The sequence below is a fragment of the Planctomycetota bacterium genome (assembly GCA_039819165.1).
GTDB lineage: Bacteria > Planctomycetota > Phycisphaerae > Phycisphaerales > UBA1924 > JAHCJI01.
This window is the reverse complement of record JBCBSM010000001.1, coordinates 1,752,794-1,772,868: the sequence shown is the minus strand read 5'-3', so window position 1 is coordinate 1,772,868 and position 20,075 is coordinate 1,752,794. Positions and strand designations below refer to the sequence as shown.

The 20,075-nt window shown below is 71.9% G+C and carries 17 protein-coding genes and 1 tRNA gene; 7 read left to right on the top strand and 11 right to left on the bottom strand.

The annotated features are described in order from the left end of the window. Nucleotides 1-272 precede the first annotated feature (272 nt). Nucleotides 273-590, top strand: a complete 318-nt coding sequence (locus tag AAFX79_07700) for a YciI family protein (GenBank protein ID MEO1008435.1) — start codon at nt 273-275, stop codon at nt 588-590. Between the two features lie 96 nt (nt 591-686). After that, complete coding sequence (locus AAFX79_07695) at nt 687-2,381, top strand: GspE/PulE family protein (GenBank protein MEO1008434.1); 1,695 nt, start codon at nt 687-689, stop codon at nt 2,379-2,381. 15 nt (nt 2,382-2,396) lie between these two features. On the opposite strand, the gene AAFX79_07690 is transcribed toward AAFX79_07695, so the two are convergent. Then, nucleotides 2,397-3,509: a hypothetical protein gene (locus tag AAFX79_07690; GenBank protein MEO1008433.1), complete on the bottom strand. Its 1,113-nt coding sequence runs from the start codon at nt 3,507-3,509 to the stop codon at nt 2,397-2,399. A gap of 41 nt (nt 3,510-3,550) precedes the next feature. Between AAFX79_07690 and AAFX79_07685 the strand changes: the two genes are divergently transcribed. Further along, nucleotides 3,551-4,615 carry a glycosyltransferase family 9 protein gene (locus AAFX79_07685; protein MEO1008432.1) on the top strand — a complete coding sequence of 355 codons (1,065 nt, stop codon included), beginning with the start codon at nt 3,551-3,553 and terminating at the stop codon, nt 4,613-4,615. Here AAFX79_07685 and serC read toward each other — a convergent pair. From serC to AAFX79_07665, 4 genes are all read right to left on the bottom strand, one after another. Continuing rightward, nucleotides 4,584-5,687, bottom strand: coding sequence for a 3-phosphoserine/phosphohydroxythreonine transaminase (gene serC, locus AAFX79_07680; protein ID MEO1008431.1), 1,104 nt, complete (start codon nt 5,685-5,687; stop codon nt 4,584-4,586). The genes AAFX79_07685 and serC overlap by 32 nt on opposite strands. A 43-nt stretch (nt 5,688-5,730) precedes the next feature. Further along, a complete protein-coding gene (locus AAFX79_07675) occupies nt 5,731-6,714 on the bottom strand; it encodes an NAD(P)-dependent oxidoreductase (GenBank protein MEO1008430.1) in 984 nt (327 codons plus the stop codon). Between the two features lie 133 nt (nt 6,715-6,847). Further along, nucleotides 6,848-7,906, bottom strand: coding sequence for a prepilin-type N-terminal cleavage/methylation domain-containing protein (locus AAFX79_07670; GenBank protein MEO1008429.1), 1,059 nt, complete (start codon nt 7,904-7,906; stop codon nt 6,848-6,850). 321 nt (nt 7,907-8,227) lie between these two features. Further along, nucleotides 8,228-9,271, bottom strand: a complete 1,044-nt coding sequence (locus AAFX79_07665; protein MEO1008428.1) for a prepilin-type N-terminal cleavage/methylation domain-containing protein — start codon at nt 9,269-9,271, stop codon at nt 8,228-8,230. 248 nt (nt 9,272-9,519) lie between these two features. Here AAFX79_07665 and AAFX79_07660 point away from each other — a divergent pair, with 248 nt between their 5' ends. Beyond that, nucleotides 9,520-10,488: a peptidylprolyl isomerase gene (locus tag AAFX79_07660; protein MEO1008427.1), complete on the top strand. Its 969-nt coding sequence runs from the start codon at nt 9,520-9,522 to the stop codon at nt 10,486-10,488. Here AAFX79_07660 and AAFX79_07655 read toward each other — a convergent pair. Genes AAFX79_07655 through AAFX79_07635 form a run of 5 tightly spaced genes read right to left on the bottom strand, consistent with a single transcriptional unit; the run spans nt 10,485 to nt 17,031 of the window. Next, a complete protein-coding gene (locus AAFX79_07655; GenBank protein ID MEO1008426.1) occupies nt 10,485-11,135 on the bottom strand; it encodes a beta-phosphoglucomutase family hydrolase in 651 nt (216 codons plus the stop codon). The genes AAFX79_07660 and AAFX79_07655 overlap by 4 nt on opposite strands. Then, on the bottom strand, nt 11,132-13,846 hold the full coding sequence (gene mutS / locus AAFX79_07650) for a DNA mismatch repair protein MutS (protein ID MEO1008425.1): 2,715 nt from the start codon (nt 13,844-13,846) through the stop codon (nt 11,132-11,134). Before mutS ends, AAFX79_07655 begins: the two co-directional genes overlap by 4 nt. 21 nt (nt 13,847-13,867) lie before the next feature. After that, nucleotides 13,868-14,404 carry a peptide chain release factor-like protein gene (locus AAFX79_07645; protein ID MEO1008424.1) on the bottom strand — a complete coding sequence of 179 codons (537 nt, stop codon included), beginning with the start codon at nt 14,402-14,404 and terminating at the stop codon, nt 13,868-13,870. A 2-nt stretch (nt 14,405-14,406) separates the two neighbouring features. Beyond that, a complete protein-coding gene (tsaD, locus tag AAFX79_07640; GenBank protein ID MEO1008423.1) occupies nt 14,407-15,495 on the bottom strand; it encodes a tRNA (adenosine(37)-N6)-threonylcarbamoyltransferase complex transferase subunit TsaD in 1,089 nt (362 codons plus the stop codon). A 9-nt stretch (nt 15,496-15,504) separates the two neighbouring features. Next, nucleotides 15,505-17,031, bottom strand: a complete 1,527-nt coding sequence (locus AAFX79_07635) for a S41 family peptidase (GenBank protein ID MEO1008422.1) — start codon at nt 17,029-17,031, stop codon at nt 15,505-15,507. Between the two features lie 113 nt (nt 17,032-17,144). Between AAFX79_07635 and hflX the strand changes: the two genes are divergently transcribed. Continuing rightward, nucleotides 17,145-18,560, top strand: coding sequence for a GTPase HflX (hflX, locus tag AAFX79_07630; protein MEO1008421.1), 1,416 nt, complete (start codon nt 17,145-17,147; stop codon nt 18,558-18,560). Nucleotides 18,561-18,596: 36 nt separating this feature from the next. Here hflX and AAFX79_07625 read toward each other — a convergent pair whose 3' ends face one another. Next, the gene (locus AAFX79_07625; GenBank protein ID MEO1008420.1) at nt 18,597-18,806 is read right to left on the bottom strand and encodes a hypothetical protein; all 210 of its coding nucleotides are present in this window, start codon (nt 18,804-18,806) and stop codon (nt 18,597-18,599) included. A gap of 221 nt (nt 18,807-19,027) precedes the next feature. Here AAFX79_07625 and AAFX79_07620 point away from each other — a divergent pair. Both AAFX79_07620 and AAFX79_07615 read left to right on the top strand, forming a co-directional pair. After that, nucleotides 19,028-19,100: transfer RNA gene (locus AAFX79_07620), tRNA-Thr, on the top strand. Between the two features lie 11 nt (nt 19,101-19,111). Continuing rightward, nucleotides 19,112-20,074 carry an MBL fold metallo-hydrolase gene (locus AAFX79_07615; GenBank protein MEO1008419.1) on the top strand — a complete coding sequence of 321 codons (963 nt, stop codon included), beginning with the start codon at nt 19,112-19,114 and terminating at the stop codon, nt 20,072-20,074. The last annotated feature ends 1 nt before the right edge of the window (nt 20,075 follow it).

The following is a 20,075-nucleotide window of genomic DNA, read 5'->3' as shown; positions in this document are numbered from 1 at the left end:
GGGAGGGACCTTTCTGCTCGTGGTGCAAGCCCGCTCATCGACAGGCGGGGTTGATTTGTGACCATATAGTCACATATTGTTGTCCCCCAGTCAAGCCCTTTTGCGGCGATCGGATCCAAAACTCGCCGCCACGCCCCCGGAGGTCCCCGATGCACCCCTCGCTGCCGTCCCTCGCCGTCGTCGTCGTTCTGGTCGCATCGCTCGCCAGCGTGCTGGGACTCGCTCAGCATGCCCCTTCGCCCGGCCAACAAGCGGATGACTCCCATCCGCCGATGAGGGAGTGGCTCGTGGTGCTGACCGCGACCGAGGCCGTGCTGGCCGACGAGCCGAGTCCCGAGGCCATCCGGGCCGTGGGGGAGCACTACCAGCGGCTCGTACGCCTGCGGGACGAAGGCACCGTCATCCTCGCCGGCCGCACGATGGACGCCGAGCCCATGGGCCTGGTGATCTACCGGGCCCGCACGGCCGAGGAGGCCCGGGCCCTCAGCAACGCGGATCCCGCCGTCGCCGGCGGCTTCATGATCGCCGAGGTCAGGCCGTACGCCGTGGCGGTCTGGGGCGAGCACGCGATCACGCCGCCCCGCGGCTAGTCGCCCTCTCCAGCCGCCCATAACCCCGCGTCACGGGCGTGTACCGGCCGCAGTTTGCCGTTCCATCGCGGCCGCGGCGCGGTATGCTTTCGCGGCATGGGGATCGGCACCGTCCTTCTCGATCGCGGCATCATCTCCCGCGAGGAACTCGACGAGGCCCTGGCCGAGCAGCGCTCCAGCGGCGAGCGGCTCGACCAGGTGCTCGTGCGTCGCGGCGTGGTCTCGTCCGAGCAGGTGCTGCGGACCATCGGCGACCAGTTCCACCTCGACGTCGTCGACCTGGACTCGGTGATCGTCGAGCCCAAGGTGCTCTCGGCCCTGCCCGCCCAGCTCGTGCACAAGCAGCGGTGCGTGCCCATCCGCCACGAGAATGGCACGCTCACCGTTGCCACCAGCGATCCCTTCGAGCTGAGCATGCTCGACGAGCTGCGGATGCTGACGGGCTGCGCCATCGAGCTGGTGCTCGCCGGCGAGGACGACCTGCAGCGCTTCATCCGCGCCAACTACGGCGTGGGATCGGACACGCTCGATGCGCTGACCGCCGGCGAGGGCGAGCTGGAGGCCAAGCCCGCCACCCAGGACGACGACGTCGAGCAGGCGCAGGAAGCCAGCGTCATCAAGCTGGTCAACGACCTGCTGTTCGAGGCCATCCGCGAGCGGGCCACCGACGTCCACATCGAGCCCTACGAGCACCGCCTGATCGTGCGGTATCGCATCGACGGCGTGCTCCAGCGGGCCAACGTGCCCGAGACCATCAACCGCTACGCCGGCGCCATCATCAGCCGCCTCAAGATCATGGCGAACATGAACATCGCCGAGAAGCGGCGACCGCAGGACGGCCGCATCACGCTCAAGCAGCGGGTGCCCACGGCCAACGGCGGGCTGGTGATGCAGGAGTTCGACCTCCGCGTCAGCGTCATCCCGATGCTGTTCGGCGAAGGCGTGGTCCTCCGCATCCTCAACAAGAGCGCCGTGCTCATGGAGCTGGCCGACCTGGGCATGCCCGCGTGGGTGCAGCAGGGCTGGTTCGGGCTGATCGAGCGGCCCCACGGCATCCTGCTGGTCACCGGCCCGACCGGCTCGGGCAAGTCGACGACGCTGTACGCCTCGCTCAATCGGATCGTCAGCGAAGAGATCAAGTGCATCACCGTCGAGGATCCGGTGGAGTACCACGTCGGCGGCGTCAACCAGATCCAGGTCAACGGCCAGGTCGGTCTGACCTTCGCCAGCGGGCTGCGGTCCATCCTGCGGCACGACCCCGACGTGGTGATGATCGGCGAGATCCGCGACAAGGAGACCGCCGAGACCGCCATCCAGGCCTCGCTTACCGGCCACCTGGTGTTCAGCACGCTGCACACCAACGACTCGCCCGGCGCTATCACGCGTCTGCTGGACATGGGCGTCGAGCCCTTCCTGGTCTCGAGCAGCGTGGAGGGCATCCTCGCGCAGCGGCTGGTGCGGCGGGTGTGCGGCAACTGCGGCGCCACCTATCGGCCCGACCCCGCCGACCTGCCACCGGGCTTCGAGCTCGGCCCGGAGGGCGAACTGACGCGGGGCGAGGGCTGCCGGGACTGCCGCCAGACGGGCTACCGAGGCCGCGTGGGCATCTACGAGTTGATGACTTCCAGCGACCGGCTGCGGGACGACATCATGCACGGCCGCAGCGCCGGCGAGATCGCGGTGCACGCCCGCGAGGATGGCCAGCTGCACCGCATGGCCGAGGACGGCTTCGCCAAGGCCCGCGACGGCTCGACGACCATCGACGAGGTCCTCCGCGTCATGGCCGTGTAGCCCGGGCCCCGCGTCCTATTCGATCGCCAGCACGTAGAACAGGCCGCCCTCCCGCGTCTCGATCGTCGCGGTGAGCGTCGAGCCGCCGAGCGCGGCGGCGAAGTGCGCGGGCAACGGCATCGAGCCGCCGTTCTCGATTTCGGCCATGCCCAGCGCGGGGAAGAGCGGGCCGGCGACCTCGCGGAGCCGCGCCTCGCCGACGGCATCGCGCACGGGCACCGCGAGCGCGGGCCGCCCGGCCTTAAGGCTCCAGGCGCCGCCCGCGTCGGCCGCGCCGAGGATGGCCCGCAGCCGCCCGCCGTTGGCCTCCATCCAGGACCGGATCCGCTGGCCCGCGGCACCCCGGCTCTCGGCCGGCAGCGCGGCGGCGTAGAGCGCCAGCACCGCGTTGGCGATGCGCGGCCAGTTCGACCCAAAGCCGAAGCCGTCGGCCTCGCCCAGGCCCGCGGGACCCTCGACCACCGCGACGCGATCGGCCGGCTCGGCGCGGCTCGAATACGCCAGTCGCACGGCGCCATCGTCGGGCAGCGTGAGATGGATCTTGCGGGCGTTGGCCAGCCCCGTCGCGCGGAGCACGCTGCGGGCCGTCCCCGGGCCGAACGCATCGGGCCACGCCCGGCGGAGGTTCTCGAGGTCGAGCATGAGTTCCACGCCGGTGGGTGCGTCGGCCTCGCGGTGCGCGTCGAAGGCGTCGGCCAGCGCCGCGATCGCGTCCGCGGGCGGGCCGGCACTGGTCGCGCGGTCGTACACGACGTACGTATCTCCGCGGATGCCCCACACCTGCACGCGGCCGCTGGCGCTGAGCACCACCGACCCCGGCATCCTGGCCGCCACGACGAGGGCATCGGGGCCCGCCTCCAGCAATGCCATGGAGGCCCCGGGCGTGCCGGCGACCGCCAGCATCGCGCGCGCCAGCGCCGCGATGCTCGCCGCGTCGTCCAGGGACTCGAAGGCGTCCAGCCCGCCGAATGCCCGGCGGATGCGTGCCGCGTCGGCGGCGTCGACCTCCCCCTCCCCATGGGCGATGACGCCCGCCAGCGGCCGGGGCGCGTCGGCCTCGGCCTGGCCCAACGCCCGGGGCGCGAGCACCACGGTGATCAGCACGGCGATGGCGACGAGGCGTGTCATGCCCCGAGCGTAGAGCCGCACGTCCGCCGATACACTGGCCGATGGCAGCCGAGCCCACAGATCCCGAGCGGATCCTGCTCGTCCGGCCGAGCGCCCTGGGCGACGTGTGCCGCACGGTGCCCGTCCTCGCGGCCCTCCGCCGCCGCTGGCCCGACGCCCGGATCGACTGGCTGGTGCAGGACGGCTTTGCCCAGGCGATCGCCGCCCACCCCGCACTGACGGAAGCCGTCCCGTTCCCGCGGCGGCGGCTGTCGCCGATAGGCCGTCCCGATCGCATGGCCGCCGCGGCGCGCTGGGCGCTGGGGCTCCGCCGCCGCCGCTACGACCTCGTGCTGGATTGCCAGGGCCTGCTCCGCAGCGGGCTGATCACGTGGGCCACCGGTGCCCCGCGTCGCGTCGGCGACGCCGCCGCCCGCGAGGGAGCCGCCCGCTGCTACACCGAGCGTGTCGACGTGCCGGCGGACGCCCACACCGTCGACCGCATGATGGCTCTCGCGGAAGCAGCGGGGGCGCACGACGCATCCGCGGATCCAGACATGCGGCTGCACCTCGCCGAGAGCGATGCGGCGTGGGCCGAGCGGACGCTCGCCGGCGTGGGGCCGCTCGTCGTGCTGGCGCCGACGGCTCGCTGGATGGCCAAGCGGTGGCCGCAGGACCGCTTCGCCGACCTCGCCGAGCGGCTCATGCGGCGGACCGACGCGACGATCGCGGTCGTCGGCGGCGTGGACGAGGGCGAGCAATGCCCGGCGCTGCTCGCACTCGCCCGGCGGGAGCGACGCGTGCTCGATCTGGTAGGTGGCACCACCATCGGCCGGCTCATGGCGGTGGTGGCGCGCGGCGACCTGGTGATCGCCAACGACTCGGCGGCGTTGCACATGGCCGTCGGCTTCGATCGTCCGCTCGTCGCGCTCTTCGGCCCGACGCTGACGCACTTGGTCGGGCCCTACGGCCGCGAGGCGGACGTGCTGCAGCACGCGACGCCCGGGCACACAGCCGCGCACAAGGATCCCGCGAACGCCGCGATGATGCGCACGATCTCGGTCGACGAGGTCGAGGCGGCGGCGCTCGGGCGGCTCAGCCGTACCGCTGCGCGAAGCCCTTCATGAACTCGGCCAGCGCCTCGCAGCCCGCGTGCGGGAAGGCGTTGTAGATGCTCGCTCGGATGCCGCCGACCGACCGGTGGCCCTTGAGGCCGTCGAAGCCTCGCTCGCCGGCCTCGGAGAGGAAGGTCTTGTTGAGCTCGTCGCTCGGGCAGTTGAATGTCACGTTCATCCGCGATCGGCTGTCGGTCTTGGCGTGCGGCTTGTAGAAGCCGGCGTCGAGCACGTCGTAGATCAGCTTCGCCTTGGCGGCGTTGCGCTCGGCCATCGCCGCCAGCCCGCCCTGCTCCAGGATCCACTCGAAGACCAGCCCCATCACGTACACGCCGAAGACCGGCGGCGTGTTGTACCGGCTGTCATTCTCCAGAAACGTCTTGTACTGGAGCATCGTCGGCAGCTCGCGCACCGATCGCTCGGCCACGTCCCTCCGCGCGATCAGCAGCACCACGCCCGACGGTCCGAGATTCTTCTGCGCGCCGGCGTAGATAAGCCCGTACCTGCGGACGTCGATCGGGCGGCTGAAGATGTCGCTCGAGGCGTCGCAGATCAGGAACGAGCCGTCCGGGCAGGTGGGCTCGCCCGCGAACTCGGTGCCGAAGATCGTGTTGTTGGAGGTAAAGTGGACGTAGGCCGGATCGGCGGAGTGCTCGAGCTGCGACGGGATGTGGTCGAAGTTGGAGGCCTCGCTCGACCCCGCGACATGCACGCCGCCGTAGAGCGTGGCCTCCTTGATCGCCTTCTTGGACCACGAGCCGGTGTTGATGTAGTCGGCCGTGCCGCCCCCGGGCAGGTAGTTGGCCGCCGACATCGCGAACTGCATCGAGGCGCCGCCCTGCACGAACAGCACGGCGTAGTCGTCGGGGATGCCCGCGAGCGAGCGGCAGGCCGCCTCGGCCCGCTGCCATACGCCGTCGACCACCGGGCCGCGGTGGCTGTGCTCCATGATGCCGATGCCCGTGCCGTCGATGTCCCAGATGTCCTGCTGCACGCGGCGGATGACGTCCTCGGGCATGACGGCCGGGCCGGCGGAGAAGTTGAACGTGCTGCGCGTCTGCGTCGCGGTCTGGGTTGCCGTCATCGCGGGACCTCCTAGGAATTGCTCGCCGCCGGATCGCGGGCGGTCACGCCGGCTGCAGCTCGTTCACCACGTTCTCGAAGACGCCACTCGCGGCGAACGCCTCGATGATCCGCACCGTCTCGTCGGCGACGGCCTGCTGGGCCTGGTCGGTCGAGGCGCCGCAGTGGTGCGACAGGCTCGCCGTCGCCGCGCGGGCCATTGGCGTCTCGAACGCCTCGTCGGGCGTCGCCGGCTGGTTCTGGTAGACGTCGGTGGCGACCCGCAGGCCCTTGCCCTCGATGGCGTCGACGAGCGCGGCCTCGTCCACCAGCGTGCCCCGGGCGGTGTTGACGAAGTAGGCGCCGTCCTTCATGGCGGCAAAGAAGCCCGCGTCGCACATGCCCTTGGTCTCGGGCGTCGCGGCGACGTGCAGGCTCACCGCGTCGCACTCGCCGAGCATGGCGGCGAGCTCGTCGCGGGACGAGCCGCCGCAGCGGATGCCCAGCGCCGAGGCCGACTCGGGCGTCAGGCTCCGCGACCAGCCGACGACATCCATGCCGAAGGCGTTGGCCCGGGCGGCGACCTCCCGGCCGATGGCGCCCATGCCCACCAGCCCGAGCGTGCGGCCCTTCAGCCCGCGGGCCTTGGCGAACTCCTTCTTGTGCCAGTGGCCCCGCCGAAGCTCGGCATCCTGGGCCGGCAGCCGGCGATCGCAGTTGATCAGGTGGCCCATCGCCAGTTCGGCGACGGCGACCGCGTTCATGCCCGGGCAATTGCAGACCGCGACACCCCTGGCCGAGGCAGCGGCCGAATCGATGTTGTCGTGGCCCGCCCCCGCCCGGATGATGCCCTTCAGCGAATCCTGGGCCTCAATGACGGCCGCCGGCACCTTGGTCGAGCGGACCACGAGCACGTCGGGCCGGTGCTCGGCGAGCGCCGCCGGCAGGGTGTCGGGGCCTAGGTCGGGCTGCGAGACGACGTCGTGGCCTCCGGCCCGCAGCGCCTCGATGCCCGAGGCCTCGAACTTGTCCGCGATGAGCACCTTCATGCGATCGCTCCCTTCGCCGTCCGCGAGCCGATGCGCGGGGCGCATGCCCCGCCACGGCGGACGATAGCGCGCCACCAACAAAAACGACCCGGCGTAGGCCGGGTCGCGCGCTCAGGCGTTCAGTGTCGCGGCATTAGCCACCGGGAGGCGGCTCCTTCGGCTGGCCGGTGTCGATCTCGGTGCCGCCGAAATCGATGCCCAGCAGGCCGCCGCGGGTCCAGCGGTAGTAGCCCTCGAACGTCTCGCCGCTGCGGGACTGCGGCTCCCAGCGGTCGGGGCTGTACGTCGCCGTGGTCGGGTCGGAAGAGTCCGGATCCCGGGGGTCCCAGCCCTTGTTGGAATCCGCCGTGAGCCGCTGACCGGCCGAGTAGTCGAACATCAGCACGACGGCCCGGGCGTCGGGGAAGGCGTAGTACAACTCGTCGCGGCTGTAGCGATCCACCGAGTCGTGCATGAACACCTTCTGCGAGGGGGCGGCAACGTTGCTGATCCGCAGCCCGCCGAGCTTGCCGCCACCGGTCGAATAGGTGCGGTGCGTCCCGCCCTGGGCGACGCGATCCTGCGGCCGCACGGCGCCGTCGTAGGAGGCCGGCACGACCTGGTAGCTCGAGCTGTACGGCCAGCGCTTGTTCGAATCCGGCGGCACCGGGGGCTGGCCCGTGATGGTCCAGTACGTCGTATCGAACAAGTTCCGCGGATCTTCCTGCCAGTTCAGCCGCTTGCGATCGGCCGGGGACACCACCATCTTCTCGGGCAGCTTCTGCGCGAGGTAGTCGTTGATGACGAGGTGGGTGTAGAGGACGTGCGGAATCCAGTTGCTCGGCTGCTCGATGTCCCGGCGATCGCCGCGGAAGCGGATGATGTCGGTCGCCTGGGCGGCGCCGCCGGCCGTCGGGTTGCCGACGGAATAGCTGCCGGTGCGATCCTGCGCCTCCTTGTCCGCGTCCTCCTGGGTGTTCCAGGTGAACGCGAAGATGCGATCCTGGTAGTCGGCCGAGTAGGTGCCGTTCGCGAAGCCGAACTGCTTCACGTTGCCCAGGTCGGTCGCCAGCCGGGCCGTCTTGCGGGCCTCGCCCAGCGACGGGAGGAGGATGCTGATCAGCAGCGCGATGATCGCGATGACGACCAGCAACTCGATGAGGGTAAAGCCGCGGCGTTCGGACGCCCGGTACCTGATCTCAGACAAACGCATTTCGTCGGTCCTCCCGTACCGCCCATCCGGGCGTCCTGGATTGTTGACGTCCCCGTGCAGAATACCGAGTAAATACCTATCAGTATCCTTGCCCATGGTTGGGCCTTCGGGCAGAATACAACAATTCTGCGACCCAATCCAGTTCGTTTTCGCACGGAAGACAGATTGGATCCCGGCGATAATCCCTAATCGGAGCACGGGCGGCGGGATGCAAGGAGGTCCTGCTCGGGAAACGTCCGGCGTCGCGTGTCCGCGACGCACGGCTCGAGCGGCGTGCCCGGCGGCGGTTCGATGCCCGCCCGAGCATGCCGGATGCGGCGATTAGGGATCCTTGGGCTGGCCCGTGTCGACCTCGCCCTGGCCGAAGTCGACGCCCCTGATGCCGCCCCGGGCCCAGCGGATCTTGCCGGGGGTGATGTCCGTGACCGAGCCATCCAGCGTCGGCGCCTCCCAGCCACGGGGGTTGTAGGGGATCCTGGTGTAATCGCCCGAGGTCGGATCCCGCGGCCGCCAGCCGAGGTTGTAATCGAAGCTCAGCTGCACGGTGCACGAGCCGTCGTAGGCCAGCACGGGCTGGCGGCACGTGTCGTAGCCCAGCCAGACGGGCTGCTTGCTGAAGTGCCGCCCCTCGGCGTCGTGCATCTGCACCTTCTTCGAGGGGAACTCGACGTCGGTCAGCCGCACATCACCGAGCCGCATCCGGGGGCTCACCGAGTAGTTCCAGTGGGCCGAGCCCTGGATGAGGCGGTCCTGCGGATTCGAGGAGCGGTCGTAGGCCGCTGGCACGAGCTGGTAGCTGGAGCTGTAGGGCCACCGCTTGGATCGACCACCATCCGGGCGGACCTGGCGCGGCGCCCAGTAGTTGGTGTCGAAGAGGTTCCGCGGATCGATCTGCCAGTTGAGGCGATCGCGGTCGGCCGGCGAGACCACCATCTTCTCGGGCAGCTTCTGGGCCAGGTAGTCGTTCACGACGAGGTGGCTGTAGTACACCTGGGGCACCCAGCCCGAGACGCGGGGTATGTCGAGCCGATCGGCCCGCCGCCGGATGATGTCGATGGCCTGCCGCGCGGCCGCGTCCATGGGGCTGCTGGCGCCACGCAGATCGCCGAACTCGGACTGCTGGGTATCCTCCGCATCGTTCCAGGTGAACGCCCACTGGCGGTCCTGGTAGTCCGCCGAGTAGGTGCCCGTGGCGAAGCCGAATTGCTTCATGTTGCCCATGTCCAACGCGAGTCGGGCCGACTTGCGGGCCTCGCCCAGGGCGGGCAGCAGGATGGCGATGAGCAGCGCGATGATCGCGATGACGACGAGCAGTTCGATGAGCGTGAATGCCGGCCTGTGAGCCGGCCCGTGGCGATGCAGCATCGTGGTCCGTCCTTCCCGGAGCGGGGACCACCGACTCGCAGTCCCCACGAGTTCCTCGCTCTGCGTGCCCCCCACGAAGGGGCGGCCGCGGTCGCGCGGCCCGCGTATGGCCCGCCATAAGGGCGAGCCCTTGACGCATACAGACCTTACCGGATGATTGGGACATGGTGACGCACATTTTTTGGTCTTTATGCCCCCGCCCCGGCGCTCCGGCGTTCCGCTGGGTCGTGGCGGCGGCGCCTGTTAGCATGCTGATCGCAGGTGGCTGCACCTCCCAGGCCGGCCCGCGGCTCTCGCCGGTCTCCGACGCGTCCGCCCCGGCGGTCGACCGGGCCGCCTTCGTGTCCGGTGAGGTGGTGTCGTCCGAGACGCTCTGGCCGCTGGTCGCCGAGCGCGCGGGGGCGGCCGCCCTGGAGGCCCTCGCGCTCGATCGCACGGTGGCCGAGGCCGCGGACCGCGCAGGGATCTCGGTCTCGGAGGCCGACGTGGCCTACGAGCGGCGTGTGCTCGAGGAGACGCTCGCGCGGGCGGGCCTGGCCGACCGGGTATCGCGGGGTCGCGCGGTGGAACAGGCCCGCGCCCGCCGGGGCTGGGGCCCGCGGTGGTTCGACGCGCTGCTGGAGCGCAACGCGCGGCTCCGCCGGCTCACCGCCGATCGCGTACCACAACCCGCCGAGGTCGACGTCCGCCGGCTCTACGACACGGTGCATGGGCCGCGGCGGATCGTCCGCGTGGTCGTCACCGCGCGCGAGCGGCTGGCGGTGGACCTCCGCCGCCGGGCGCAGCTCGCATTCGATCGCGGCGTCCGCTCGGGCGACCTCGACGCCGGGCTGCGGGCGGCGCGGATCGAGATGATCGACGCCGCCGTCGAGCACTCCAGCGACGTGTCGTCGGCCCGCGGCGGCCTGCTGGATCCGATGACGCCGCACGATCCGCAGTACCCCGACGCCTTCCGGGCGGCCGTCTTCGCGACGCCGTCGGGCGCGCTCACGCCGATCATCGCCCTTGATGAGGGCTTCGCCTTCGCATTCGTGGAGGACATCCGCCCGGGCGATGGAGTGGCGTTCGAGGAGGCGCGGCCGGCGCTCGTCGAGCAGCTCCGCCTCGACGCCGAGCAGCGGGCCATCGGGGCCTACCTCAACGAGCTGCGCGGGCGGATGCGCATCGAGCCGCTGGACCCCTCGCTGCAGTGGTCCTGGGCCAACCGGCCCCGCTAGGCGGTCGCTGCGGCCAGAAGCCGGTCGGCGTCGATCTCGGCCAGCGACGCAGCCGACGCCGCGGCCCGCTCGTCGCCCGCGGCGGCGCCGACGGCGAACACCCGCAGCCCCGCGGCCCGCGCCGAGGCCACGCCCGCGTCGGCGTCCTCGACGGCGAGGCACTCGCCGGGGTCGATGCCCAGCCGGAGGGCGGCCTGCGCGAAGGCATCGGGCGCGGGCTTGGCGCTCGCCACGTCGTTGCCGTCGACCACCGCATCGATGAGCGGGGCCAGCTCCACCTGCCACAGCACCCGCCGGGCGTTCCTGCTCGACGACGCCGCCGCGACGGGCACGCCCCGCCGCCGCAACTCGGACAGGATCTCGCGGGCGTTGGGCATCGCGTCGCTCGGCGATAGCGCGTCGACCGCCGCAAGGAACAGCTCGTTCTTGCGGACGAGCATCTCGGCTTGCGTGCTCTCGGAGAAGCCCCGATGCCGGTCGCCGAGCAGCCGCCGCAGCGACTCGGTCCGGCTGACGCCGCGCAACTTGGGCGGCAGGTCGTCGGCGAAGGGCACGCCGAACTCGCGGGCCATCCGCCGCCACGCGTGCTCGTGCAGCGCATCGGTCGAGACGAGCACGCCGTCGACGTCGAAGACGATCGCGGTCACGCGGGCGCACCGTCGCCGTTGCGTTCGACCAGCGCCCGCAGCTCGCGGAGCGCATCAAAGGCGGCCAGCGGCGTGAGCTCCTCGAGGCGGATCTCGGCCAGCCGATCGACCGCCGGGTGGGGCTCGTGCGCGTCGAAGAGGCCGAGCTGTCCGGCACGTCCGGCGTGGTCCCCGACCGGGCGCGCCTCCGCGGGCGGCGGTGGGGCCTCGTCCTCCCGGACCGAGAGCGTCGCCAGCAGGTCCCGTGCGCGCTCGACAACCGCCGGCGGTATGCCCGCGAGCCGCGCGACCTGCACGCCGTAGCTGCGGTCGCCGCGGCCCGGCTCGACGTGGTGCAGGAAGACGATCTCCTCGCCCACCTCCCGCACGCGGACGGCGAGGTTGCGCACGCGGCCCGGCAGCTGGTCCTCCAGCCGAGTCAGCTCGTGGTAGTGCGTCGCGAAGAGCGCCCGGGGCCCGCGCTGGTCGGCGAGCCGCTCGGCGATCGCCCACGCGAGGCTCAGCCCGTCGAGCGTGCTGGTGCCGCGGCCGATCTCGTCGAGCACGACGACCGACCGCTCGGTGGCGTTGTTAAGGATGGCGGCGGTCTCGGCCATCTCGACCATGAACGTCGAGCGGCCCTCGTGCAGCGCGTCGTCGGCGCCCACGCGGGTGCACACGCGGTCGGCCAGACCGATGATCGCCGACGCCGCCGGCACGAAGCTGCCCGCGTGCGCCAGCACGACGAGCAGCGCCGCGGTGCGGATGTAGGTGCTCTTGCCGGCCATGTTGGGTCCGGTGATGATCGCCAGCCGGCCGTCCCCGCCGTCCAGCGCCACGGTGTTGGGCACGAGTCCGTCGGCCAGCGTCCGCTCGAGCACGGGGTGCCGCGCCTCCAGCAGCTCCAGCGCGGGCTCGTCGACCATCGCGGGCCGCACCCAGCTGCGGCGGCGGGCAATGGCCGCGAAGCACGACAGCGCGTCGAGCCTCGCGATCGCCTCGCCGCCCTGCGCGATTGCGGCCAGGTGCTCCCGGGACGCGACGCACAGCGCCTCGAACACCACCCGCTCGCGTTCGAGGGCCCGGGCCTCGGCCGTCTGCACCCGCTGCTCGAAGTCCCGCAGCTCGTCGTTGACGTACCGCTCGGCGTTCTTGAGCGTCTGCTTGCGGCTGAGGCCCGCGGCTTCGAGCTTCTCGCCGTGGTCGCGGGCCTGCGCGGCGCTCAGCTCCACGTAGTACCCGAAGACCTTGTTGAAGCCCACGCGGATGGACGGCAGGTCGATCTGCGCCGCGAGCCGCTGCTGGTACTCGGCAAGCCACTGCCCGGCATCGCGCTGGAGCGAGCGGGCTTCGTCGAGCTCGGCGTCGACGCCACCGCGGATCAGCCCGCCGTCCGTGAGCTTCGCGGGCGGGCGTTCGACGCAGGCCTCGCCGATGCGTTCGCCCAGCGGCCGCAGCGCGCCGAGCACGGCGTCGAGTTCGCCCGCCTCGCGTGCGAGGGCGGGCGTGGCCACGCACGCGGCACGGACGCCGACGAGCGCCCGCAGCGATTGGCCCAGCCCGACGAGGTCCCGCGGCGTCGCCCGGCCCAGCGCGATGCGGCCGGCGATGCGCGCCACGTCCTGCACGGGCTCGAGCGCCTCCCGCAGCTCGGCGGCCAGTCGCCGATCCTCGACGAGGGCCGCGACCGCCGCGTGCCGCGCGGCAATCTCTTCGGCGCTCGCGCTCGGCTCGCGGAGCCAGCCGGCGATGCAGCGGCGGCCCATCGCCGTGGCGCAGCGACCGTCGGCGAGCAGTTCGCCCACGAGCGAGCCGTCGGTGTCGCCCCGGCGGATGGTGCGCTCGATCTCGAGGGCCCGCAGCGACGTCGCGTCGAGCACGAGCCGGTCGCCCGGATTGGCCCGCCTCGGCGGGCGGACGTGCGCGAGCGTGGGCGTCAGAGCGTTGTCCCGGCCGGAATCACGGCGGTGACCATCGCCGGGCGTCTGCGTCTCGGCGGCGTACCGGAGCACCGCGCCCGCGGCGACGAGCGCAGGGTCGTCGGGCAACAGGCCGAAGCCCTCGACGCCCGACACGCCGAAGTGCTGATGCACGGCCTCGAGCGATTCGTCCCGGCGAAACTGCCACGATGGACGCTTCGACACCGCGCAGCCGACGCGGCCGGCCTCGATCTCGATGCGCGAGAGCAACTCCGCGGGCGCATCGTCGGCGATCAGCAGCTCGGCCGCGCCCAGGCGAGAGAGACCGTCGACGAGCCCGTCCAGCGGCGCATCATCGAGCGTGAACGCGCCGGTGGAGACATCGAGCGCCGCGAGCGCCACGCCGTCGCCGTCGAGGTACGCCGCGGCGAGCGTGCCGCCGGCCCGCGTGTCGAGCAGCTCGTCGTCCACCAGCGTGCCGGGCGTGATGACCCGCGTGACGGCACGCTCGACCACGCCCTTGGCCTCCCTGGGGTCCTGCACCTGGTCGGCGATGGCGACGCGGAAGCCGCAGTCCACCAGCTTGCGGAGGTAGTTGTCCAGCTGGTGGTGGGGCACGCCGGCCATCGGCTGGCCCGGGCTTCGCTCGGTGAGCGTCAGGCCGATGGCCCTGGAGACGACGACGGCGTCCTCGTAGAACAACTCGTAGAAGTCGCCCATGCGGAACAGCAGCACGCAGTCGGGGTGCCGCTTCTTGAAGGCGTCGAACTGCCGCATGGCTGGCGTGAGCTTGCGGGGTTCGGAGGCGGGCATCACGGAGGATAGTGCGCGTCCCTACGCCTGCAGCGGTCGCAGGTTCCGCTGCTTCCGCGCCTCGTTCATGGCCGCCAGTGCGGGTGGGTGCTTGGCGATGCACCGGACGAGTTGGGTCATGCTCACCCCCAGGCGGGTCGCGGCCTTGCGGACATCAAGCCGGCTGGCGGACACGACGTCGAGGGCCTCGGCCAGTATCGCGGGGAAGTCGCGGTGCCGATCGCTGATCAGGATGCGGCCGGTCCTAGTACGCTGCCGCCACATGTCGCTTCGGATCTCGCCCGCGGGCACGGGCAGGCGGACCTCGGTGGCCAGCGCGAGGCGGAGGCGGCGGAGCGCGATTCTCTCGTTCTCGGCGGGGCTCCGCCGCTCGCCCGCCTGCGCGTGCACGCCCGTGGGATCGTGCGTGAAGATGACCGCGGTCTCCACCTTGTTGCGCCGCTGGCCGCCCGGCCCGCCCAGGCGGGTGCGCTCCAGCGTGCTCTGCGCCCGCAGCGCGTCGTCGGCGAGGGCGGCGGGGTGGGTCGGCCTGGGCTGTGGCGGCTGGTCGTCGAGCATGCTCATAGCGCACTCGAGGGGTGCGCGCGGAGCGTGAGGTCGTCGGCGTCGCCGTCCGCCAGCAGCCGGCCGCCGAGGCCCGCGATCATCGCCGCGTTGTCGAGGCAGAAGCCCATCGCGGGCAGCCGCAACTCGAGGTCGTGCTCCGCGGCGACATCCTGCAGTTCGCGTCGCAGCCTGCTGTTCGCCGTGACGCCGCCGCCGACGAGCAGCGAGCGGTACGGTTGCTCGCGATCGAGCGCCTGCTCGAGTGCGCGCGTGATCTTCAGAACGATCGCGCGGCAGGCCGCCCGCTGGAAGCTCGCGGCCAGGTCCCGCCGCCGCGCGTCGGTCATCGGCGGAACCGGTGGCCGCTCCGGCGCGCCGGGCCGGTGTGGCACGCCGTTGACCTCGTAGAGCACCGCGGTCTTCAGCCCGCTGAACGAAAAATCGAGCGAGCCCTTCTCCAGCCGGCTGACGGGCAGGTCGAACGCGCGATCGTCGGCGCCCTGCTCCTGCGCCAGCGCATCGAGCTTGGGCCCGCCGGGGTAGGCCAGCCCCAGGATCGTGGCGGCCTTGTCGTACGCCTCGCCCAGCGCGTCGTCGCGGGTCGAGGCGATGCGCTCGACGTCGATGTCGCTCGCCATGCGGTACATCGCCGTGTGCCCGCCGCTGACGACAAGCCCGAGCGCCGGGAACACGGGGTCGGCCTCTGCATCGAGCAGCCCCGCGACGAGGTGCGCGTGCACGTGGTCCACGCCGATGATCGGCACGCCCAGGGCAAAGGCCGCCGCCTTCGCCGCCGCCACGCCCACGAGCAGCGAGCCGATGAGCCCGGGGCGGTGCCCGACCGCCACGGCATCGATCTTGGGCGCGTCCGCGCCCGCGTCGCGGAGCGCCCGGCGGAGCACGGGGATCAGCCGCTCGACGTGCGCCCGGCCGGCGATCTCGGGCACCACGCCGCCGTAGCCCTCGTGCAGGTCGACTTGCGTGGCGATGGCGTTGCCGAGCACCCGCGTGCCGCCGGCGTCGTGGCGGACGACGGCGCAGGCGGTCTCGTCGCACGAGGTCTCGAAGCCCAGGATGGTCGTCGGCGGGCGGCCTTCGCTCATGCGTGCACGCTACGAGGCATCGGGCTCGGCGTCGTCGCCACCCCCGCCGGTGCTCAGCCGCTCGATCTCCTCGACGAGCCGCCGTTCCTCGGCCCGGATGCGATCGAGCGCCCGCTGCGCCTGCGCCAGCCGCAGGGCCTGGGTGCCGGTGAGCGGGTCACCGCCGACGCGAAGCCAGCCGCCCGTCTCGAGCTTGCCGAGCATCGCCGCGTGGGCGGCGGCGAGCTGCGGATCGTCGATCGCCGAGAGCAGCGCCGCGGGCGAGTCCCAGGCGTCGGCCGGCACGCCGCCGTCGGCATCGGCCGCGCCCACCTCGTCGAGCTGGGCGTACAGCCGGCCGAGCCGCGGGCCGTCGCCGTCGCGGAGCGGCACGAGCATCCCGGGGCTGGGGTCGACGCCCCAGACCCCCGAGTCCGGTTGCCGCTGGATGATCCGGCCCGAGGGCAGCGCGTACATCGCCTCGGTGAGCTTCAGCGTGCCGCCGTCGGGCAGGTTGTAGACGCCCTGCACGCTGCCCTTGCCGAAGGTCCGCGTGCCCAGCGCCGCGGCCGACTCGCCCCGCAGCTCGAGCAGCGCGCCCGCGACGATCTCGGAGCCCGAGGCGCTGGCGCCGTCGATCAGCACCAGCACGGGCCCGTCGAACTCGGCTCTCGGCCGCGCGCGGAGCACGTCGCCCGTCTGCTCGCGCCGCTGGGTGCTCACGATGGCCCCATCGCGGACGAACAGGTCGGCCACGCCCGCGGCCTCGTCGATGATGCCGCCGGGGTTGCCCCGCAGGTCGAGGACGAGGCCCCGCAGCTCGGGCAGCTGCGTCCGGGCGCGCTCGATCGCAGCCGCGGTGGCCGCCGTCGTGCCGGTCGTGAACTGCGTGATGCGGACATACGCGATGCCGCGATCGGCATCGAGTGCGTGCCGCCACGCGCCCTCGGCGTCCAGCCGCTTGAGGCCCTTGACCGATTCGGTCCGGATGTCGTCGCGGACGATGTCGAATTGCTCGATGGCGCCGTCGCGGTCAACGTCGAGCCGCACCGCCTCGCCCTTGGGGCCGCTGATGAGCGTGACAACCTCGTCGGTGGCGCTCTCGGTGACGTCCACGCCCTCGACGGCGACGATGCGGTCGCCCGCGAGCACGCCGGCGCGGGCGGCGGGCGAACCGGCGATGGGGGTGACGACGGTCACGAATCCGTCGCGACGCACGATCTGCACGCCGATGCCCACGTAGTCGCCGCGGATCCGCCGCTGGAACTGCGACGCCGGTCCGGGCGGCACGTACAGCGAGTTGGGATCGTCGAGCTGCCCGAGCATGCCGGCGATGGTCGCCCGCGTCAGATCGTCGGGGCTGGTCTCCTCCACGTACTCGCTCTGGATGAGCTCGAGCACCGCGGCCGTCTGCGAGAAGCGGCCCAGCCCCAGCACGTTGCCGCGGATCACGTAGCTGACGCCGGCGACCGTTGCGAGCACGGCCCCCCAGAACAGCACGCGGGCGAGCGCCGCCATGGGCGTGGTGCCGCGCGGCGGGGTGGTGGTTGCGGGCATGGGCTGGACCTCCCGGGCGGGCCCGCCCGGTCGACGCCGCGGCACGCCCATATCCTGCATCGTTCGCGGTCCGGCCCGTCCGGGCTGCACCCTCGCATCCCGGGATCCGCCGCGTGCCTCCAAGCAAAGAACGAACCGCCATCGAGGTCCGCGCCGAGCGCACGGTGCTTGCCGCCGTCCGCCTGCCCGACTCGACCTACGACCCGGCCGACCCCTTCGGCGAGCTGCGGGCCCTGGCCGAGCAGGCGGGCGCGATCGTGGTGGGCGAGCTCGAGCAGCGCCGCGGCCGCCCGGAGGCCGGCACCTACATGGGCCGCGGCAAGGTCGACGAGCTGAAGATGCTCTGCGAGGCGCTCGAGGCCGGCACCATCATCTTCGATCACGACCTCTCGCCCGCGCAGATCAGCGCCATCGAGCGCGCCACCGAGCGCAAGGTGCTCGACCGCAGCGAGTTGATCCTCGACATCTTCGCCAGCCGCGCCACCACGCACGAGGCCAAGCTCCAGGTCGAGCTCGCCCAGCTCGAGTACACCTACCCCAGGCTGCGGGCGATGTGGGACCACCTCGAGCGGATCGTCGGCAGCGGGGGCATCGGCGGCGTGGGCACCCGCGGCCCGGGCGAGCAGCAGCTCGAGATCGACCGCCGCCTCGTCCAGCGCCGCCGGGGCGAACTCGAGCGCGAGCTCCGCCAGGTGCAGGATCGCAAGCGGCGGGCCGTCCGCAAGCGCAACGCCTCGAGCTTTACCGTGGGACTCGTGGGCTACACCAACGCGGGCAAGAGCACGCTGTTCAACACGCTGACCACCGGCGGCGCCTACGCCGACGATCGCGTGTTCGCCACGCTCATGACCCGCACCCGCGCGTGGGACCTGGGCGGTGGCATGGAGGTCATGCTCAGCGACACCGTTGGCTTCGTCCGGGACCTGCCGCACCGGCTCATCGCCTCGTTCCGCGCCACGCTCGAGGAGGCCACACACGCCGATGTTCTCGTCGTCGTGCTCGACGTGTCCGATCCGGCGGCCGAACTCCAGCACGACGCAGTCACGCGGACGCTCGACGAACTCGACGAGGAGACACGCCGGCTGGAGGCCGCGGGTGGCGAGGCCAGCGGCGACGGCGTGCCACGGTGGTCGCCCCCCGAGCGGGTGCTGGTGCTCAACAAGATCGATCGGCTGGCGGACAACCGCGAGCTGCTCGTGTGGCAGCAGCGCTACCCGGATGCCATCCCGCTGTGCGCGAGGCCCGCGGCCGCCGACGAGCCGCGGCCGGGCCAGGAACGGCTGGCGGCCCGGGTGCGGTCGATCGCCGAGGGCGGCGTGCGGGACGTCGAGCTGCGGGTGCCGCTGGCCAATTCGCGGGCCATGCACCTGCTCGAGACGCAGGCCGACGTCCGCGATCGCGACTACGACGAGACGAGCGCCACCGTCCGAGCCCGCGTGAGCAACCGCGTGCTCCGCCAGCTCCGGCAGATGGGTGTCGAGACCCCCGAACTGGAGGCGGCTAGGCGATCGGGGTGGACGGGGCAATAGCGCCACGGCGGCGCCCGCTCCACCGTGGGCGGTCGCTCAGCCCGCCATCGCCGGCGTGAAGCCCGCACAGCCGCTCGTGGCGGTCACCGTGAGGTTGAGCGGCTTGAGCGTCGGGTGGCCGCAGGGCTCCTGGAAGTTCTCGGGTGCCTGGCCGCTGATGCGGATCTGCACCAGCTTGTCCTCGTCGCCGGCGTTCTCGCCGAAATGGGCGCACTTGCCGCACTGGCCGTCGGTGATGGTGAGCATGGTGGACCTCCTTGGCTGGCTCCAGAGACAAGTATGCCAAGGCCCTTTGGAAAGGGAAGTGAGAATTAGTCTCAATCAAAACATGTGACTGAGTCGCAGTTGCAGAACGCCGCGCAGCCCGCCGGTGCTCCCCCGCGGCGGCAGTGGACAGGCGGCGACCGCTCACGAATACTTCAGGCCGTCGCCCCAGGGGCGATCGATTTGATAGAACGATGTTCGGTGCCACCTTAGCTCAGTTGGTAGAGCGGAGCTTTCGTAAAGCTCAGGTCGCTGGTTCGAGTCCAGTAGGTGGCTTTGCACGCCGGGTGACGCCGGGGCTCGCCCTGGCGCTCCCCGGGCTCGCGGCCGCGGGCTGCGGGACGCTGCAACCCGCCCCGGAGTTCACCGAGGTCGGCGGCGACGCGCCCTACGTGCTGGTGCTGGGCACCGCCCAGGACGCCGGCTCGCCCCAGGCCAACTCGCCCGCGGACCACCCCGCGCGGCTCGATCCGCTGCGGCGAAGGCTGGCGTCGTGCCTGGGCATCGTCGACCCCCGCAGCGGCGGCCGCTGGATGGTCGATGCCACGCCCGACTTCCGCGAGCAGTTCTGGGCGCTCAACCAGGCGGCCCCGCGGCGGACGCGGCTCGGGCTCGACGGCGTCTTCCTCACGCACGCCCACATCGGCCACTACGCGGGGTTGGTGTTCCTGGGGCACGAGTCCATCGGGGCGCACGGCGTGCTGGTCTTTGCCATGCCGCGGATGGCCGAGTTCCTGCGCACCAACGGCCCGTGGGACCAGCTCGTGCGGCTGGGCAATATCGAGCTGCGGGGCCTGCGGGCGGGGCAGCCGGTGGCCCTGGCCGACGACATCGCCGTCACGCCCTTTCTCGTGCCGCACCGCCAGGAGTACAGCGAGGTGGTGGGCTTCCGCATCGACGGGCCGACGCGGGCGGTGCTGTACATCCCCGACATCGATTCGTGGTCGCTGTGGGACGACTCGGGCGTGCGGCTCGAGGACCAGCTCGCCACCGTCGACGTCGCGTATCTCGACGGCACCTTCTTCGCCGACGGCGAGATCGTCGGCCGCGACATGAGCGGCTTCCCGCACCCACGCATCGTGCAGACGATGGAGCGGATCAACTCGACGGCTCCGGACCAGGCCGCCAAGGTCCGCTTCATCCACCTCAACCACACCAACCCGGCGCAGTGGACCGACTCGCCCGAGCGGCAGCGGGTGCTCGACGCGGGGTTCGCCGTCGCCGTCGGCGGCGAGCGGGTCGGCCTCTAGC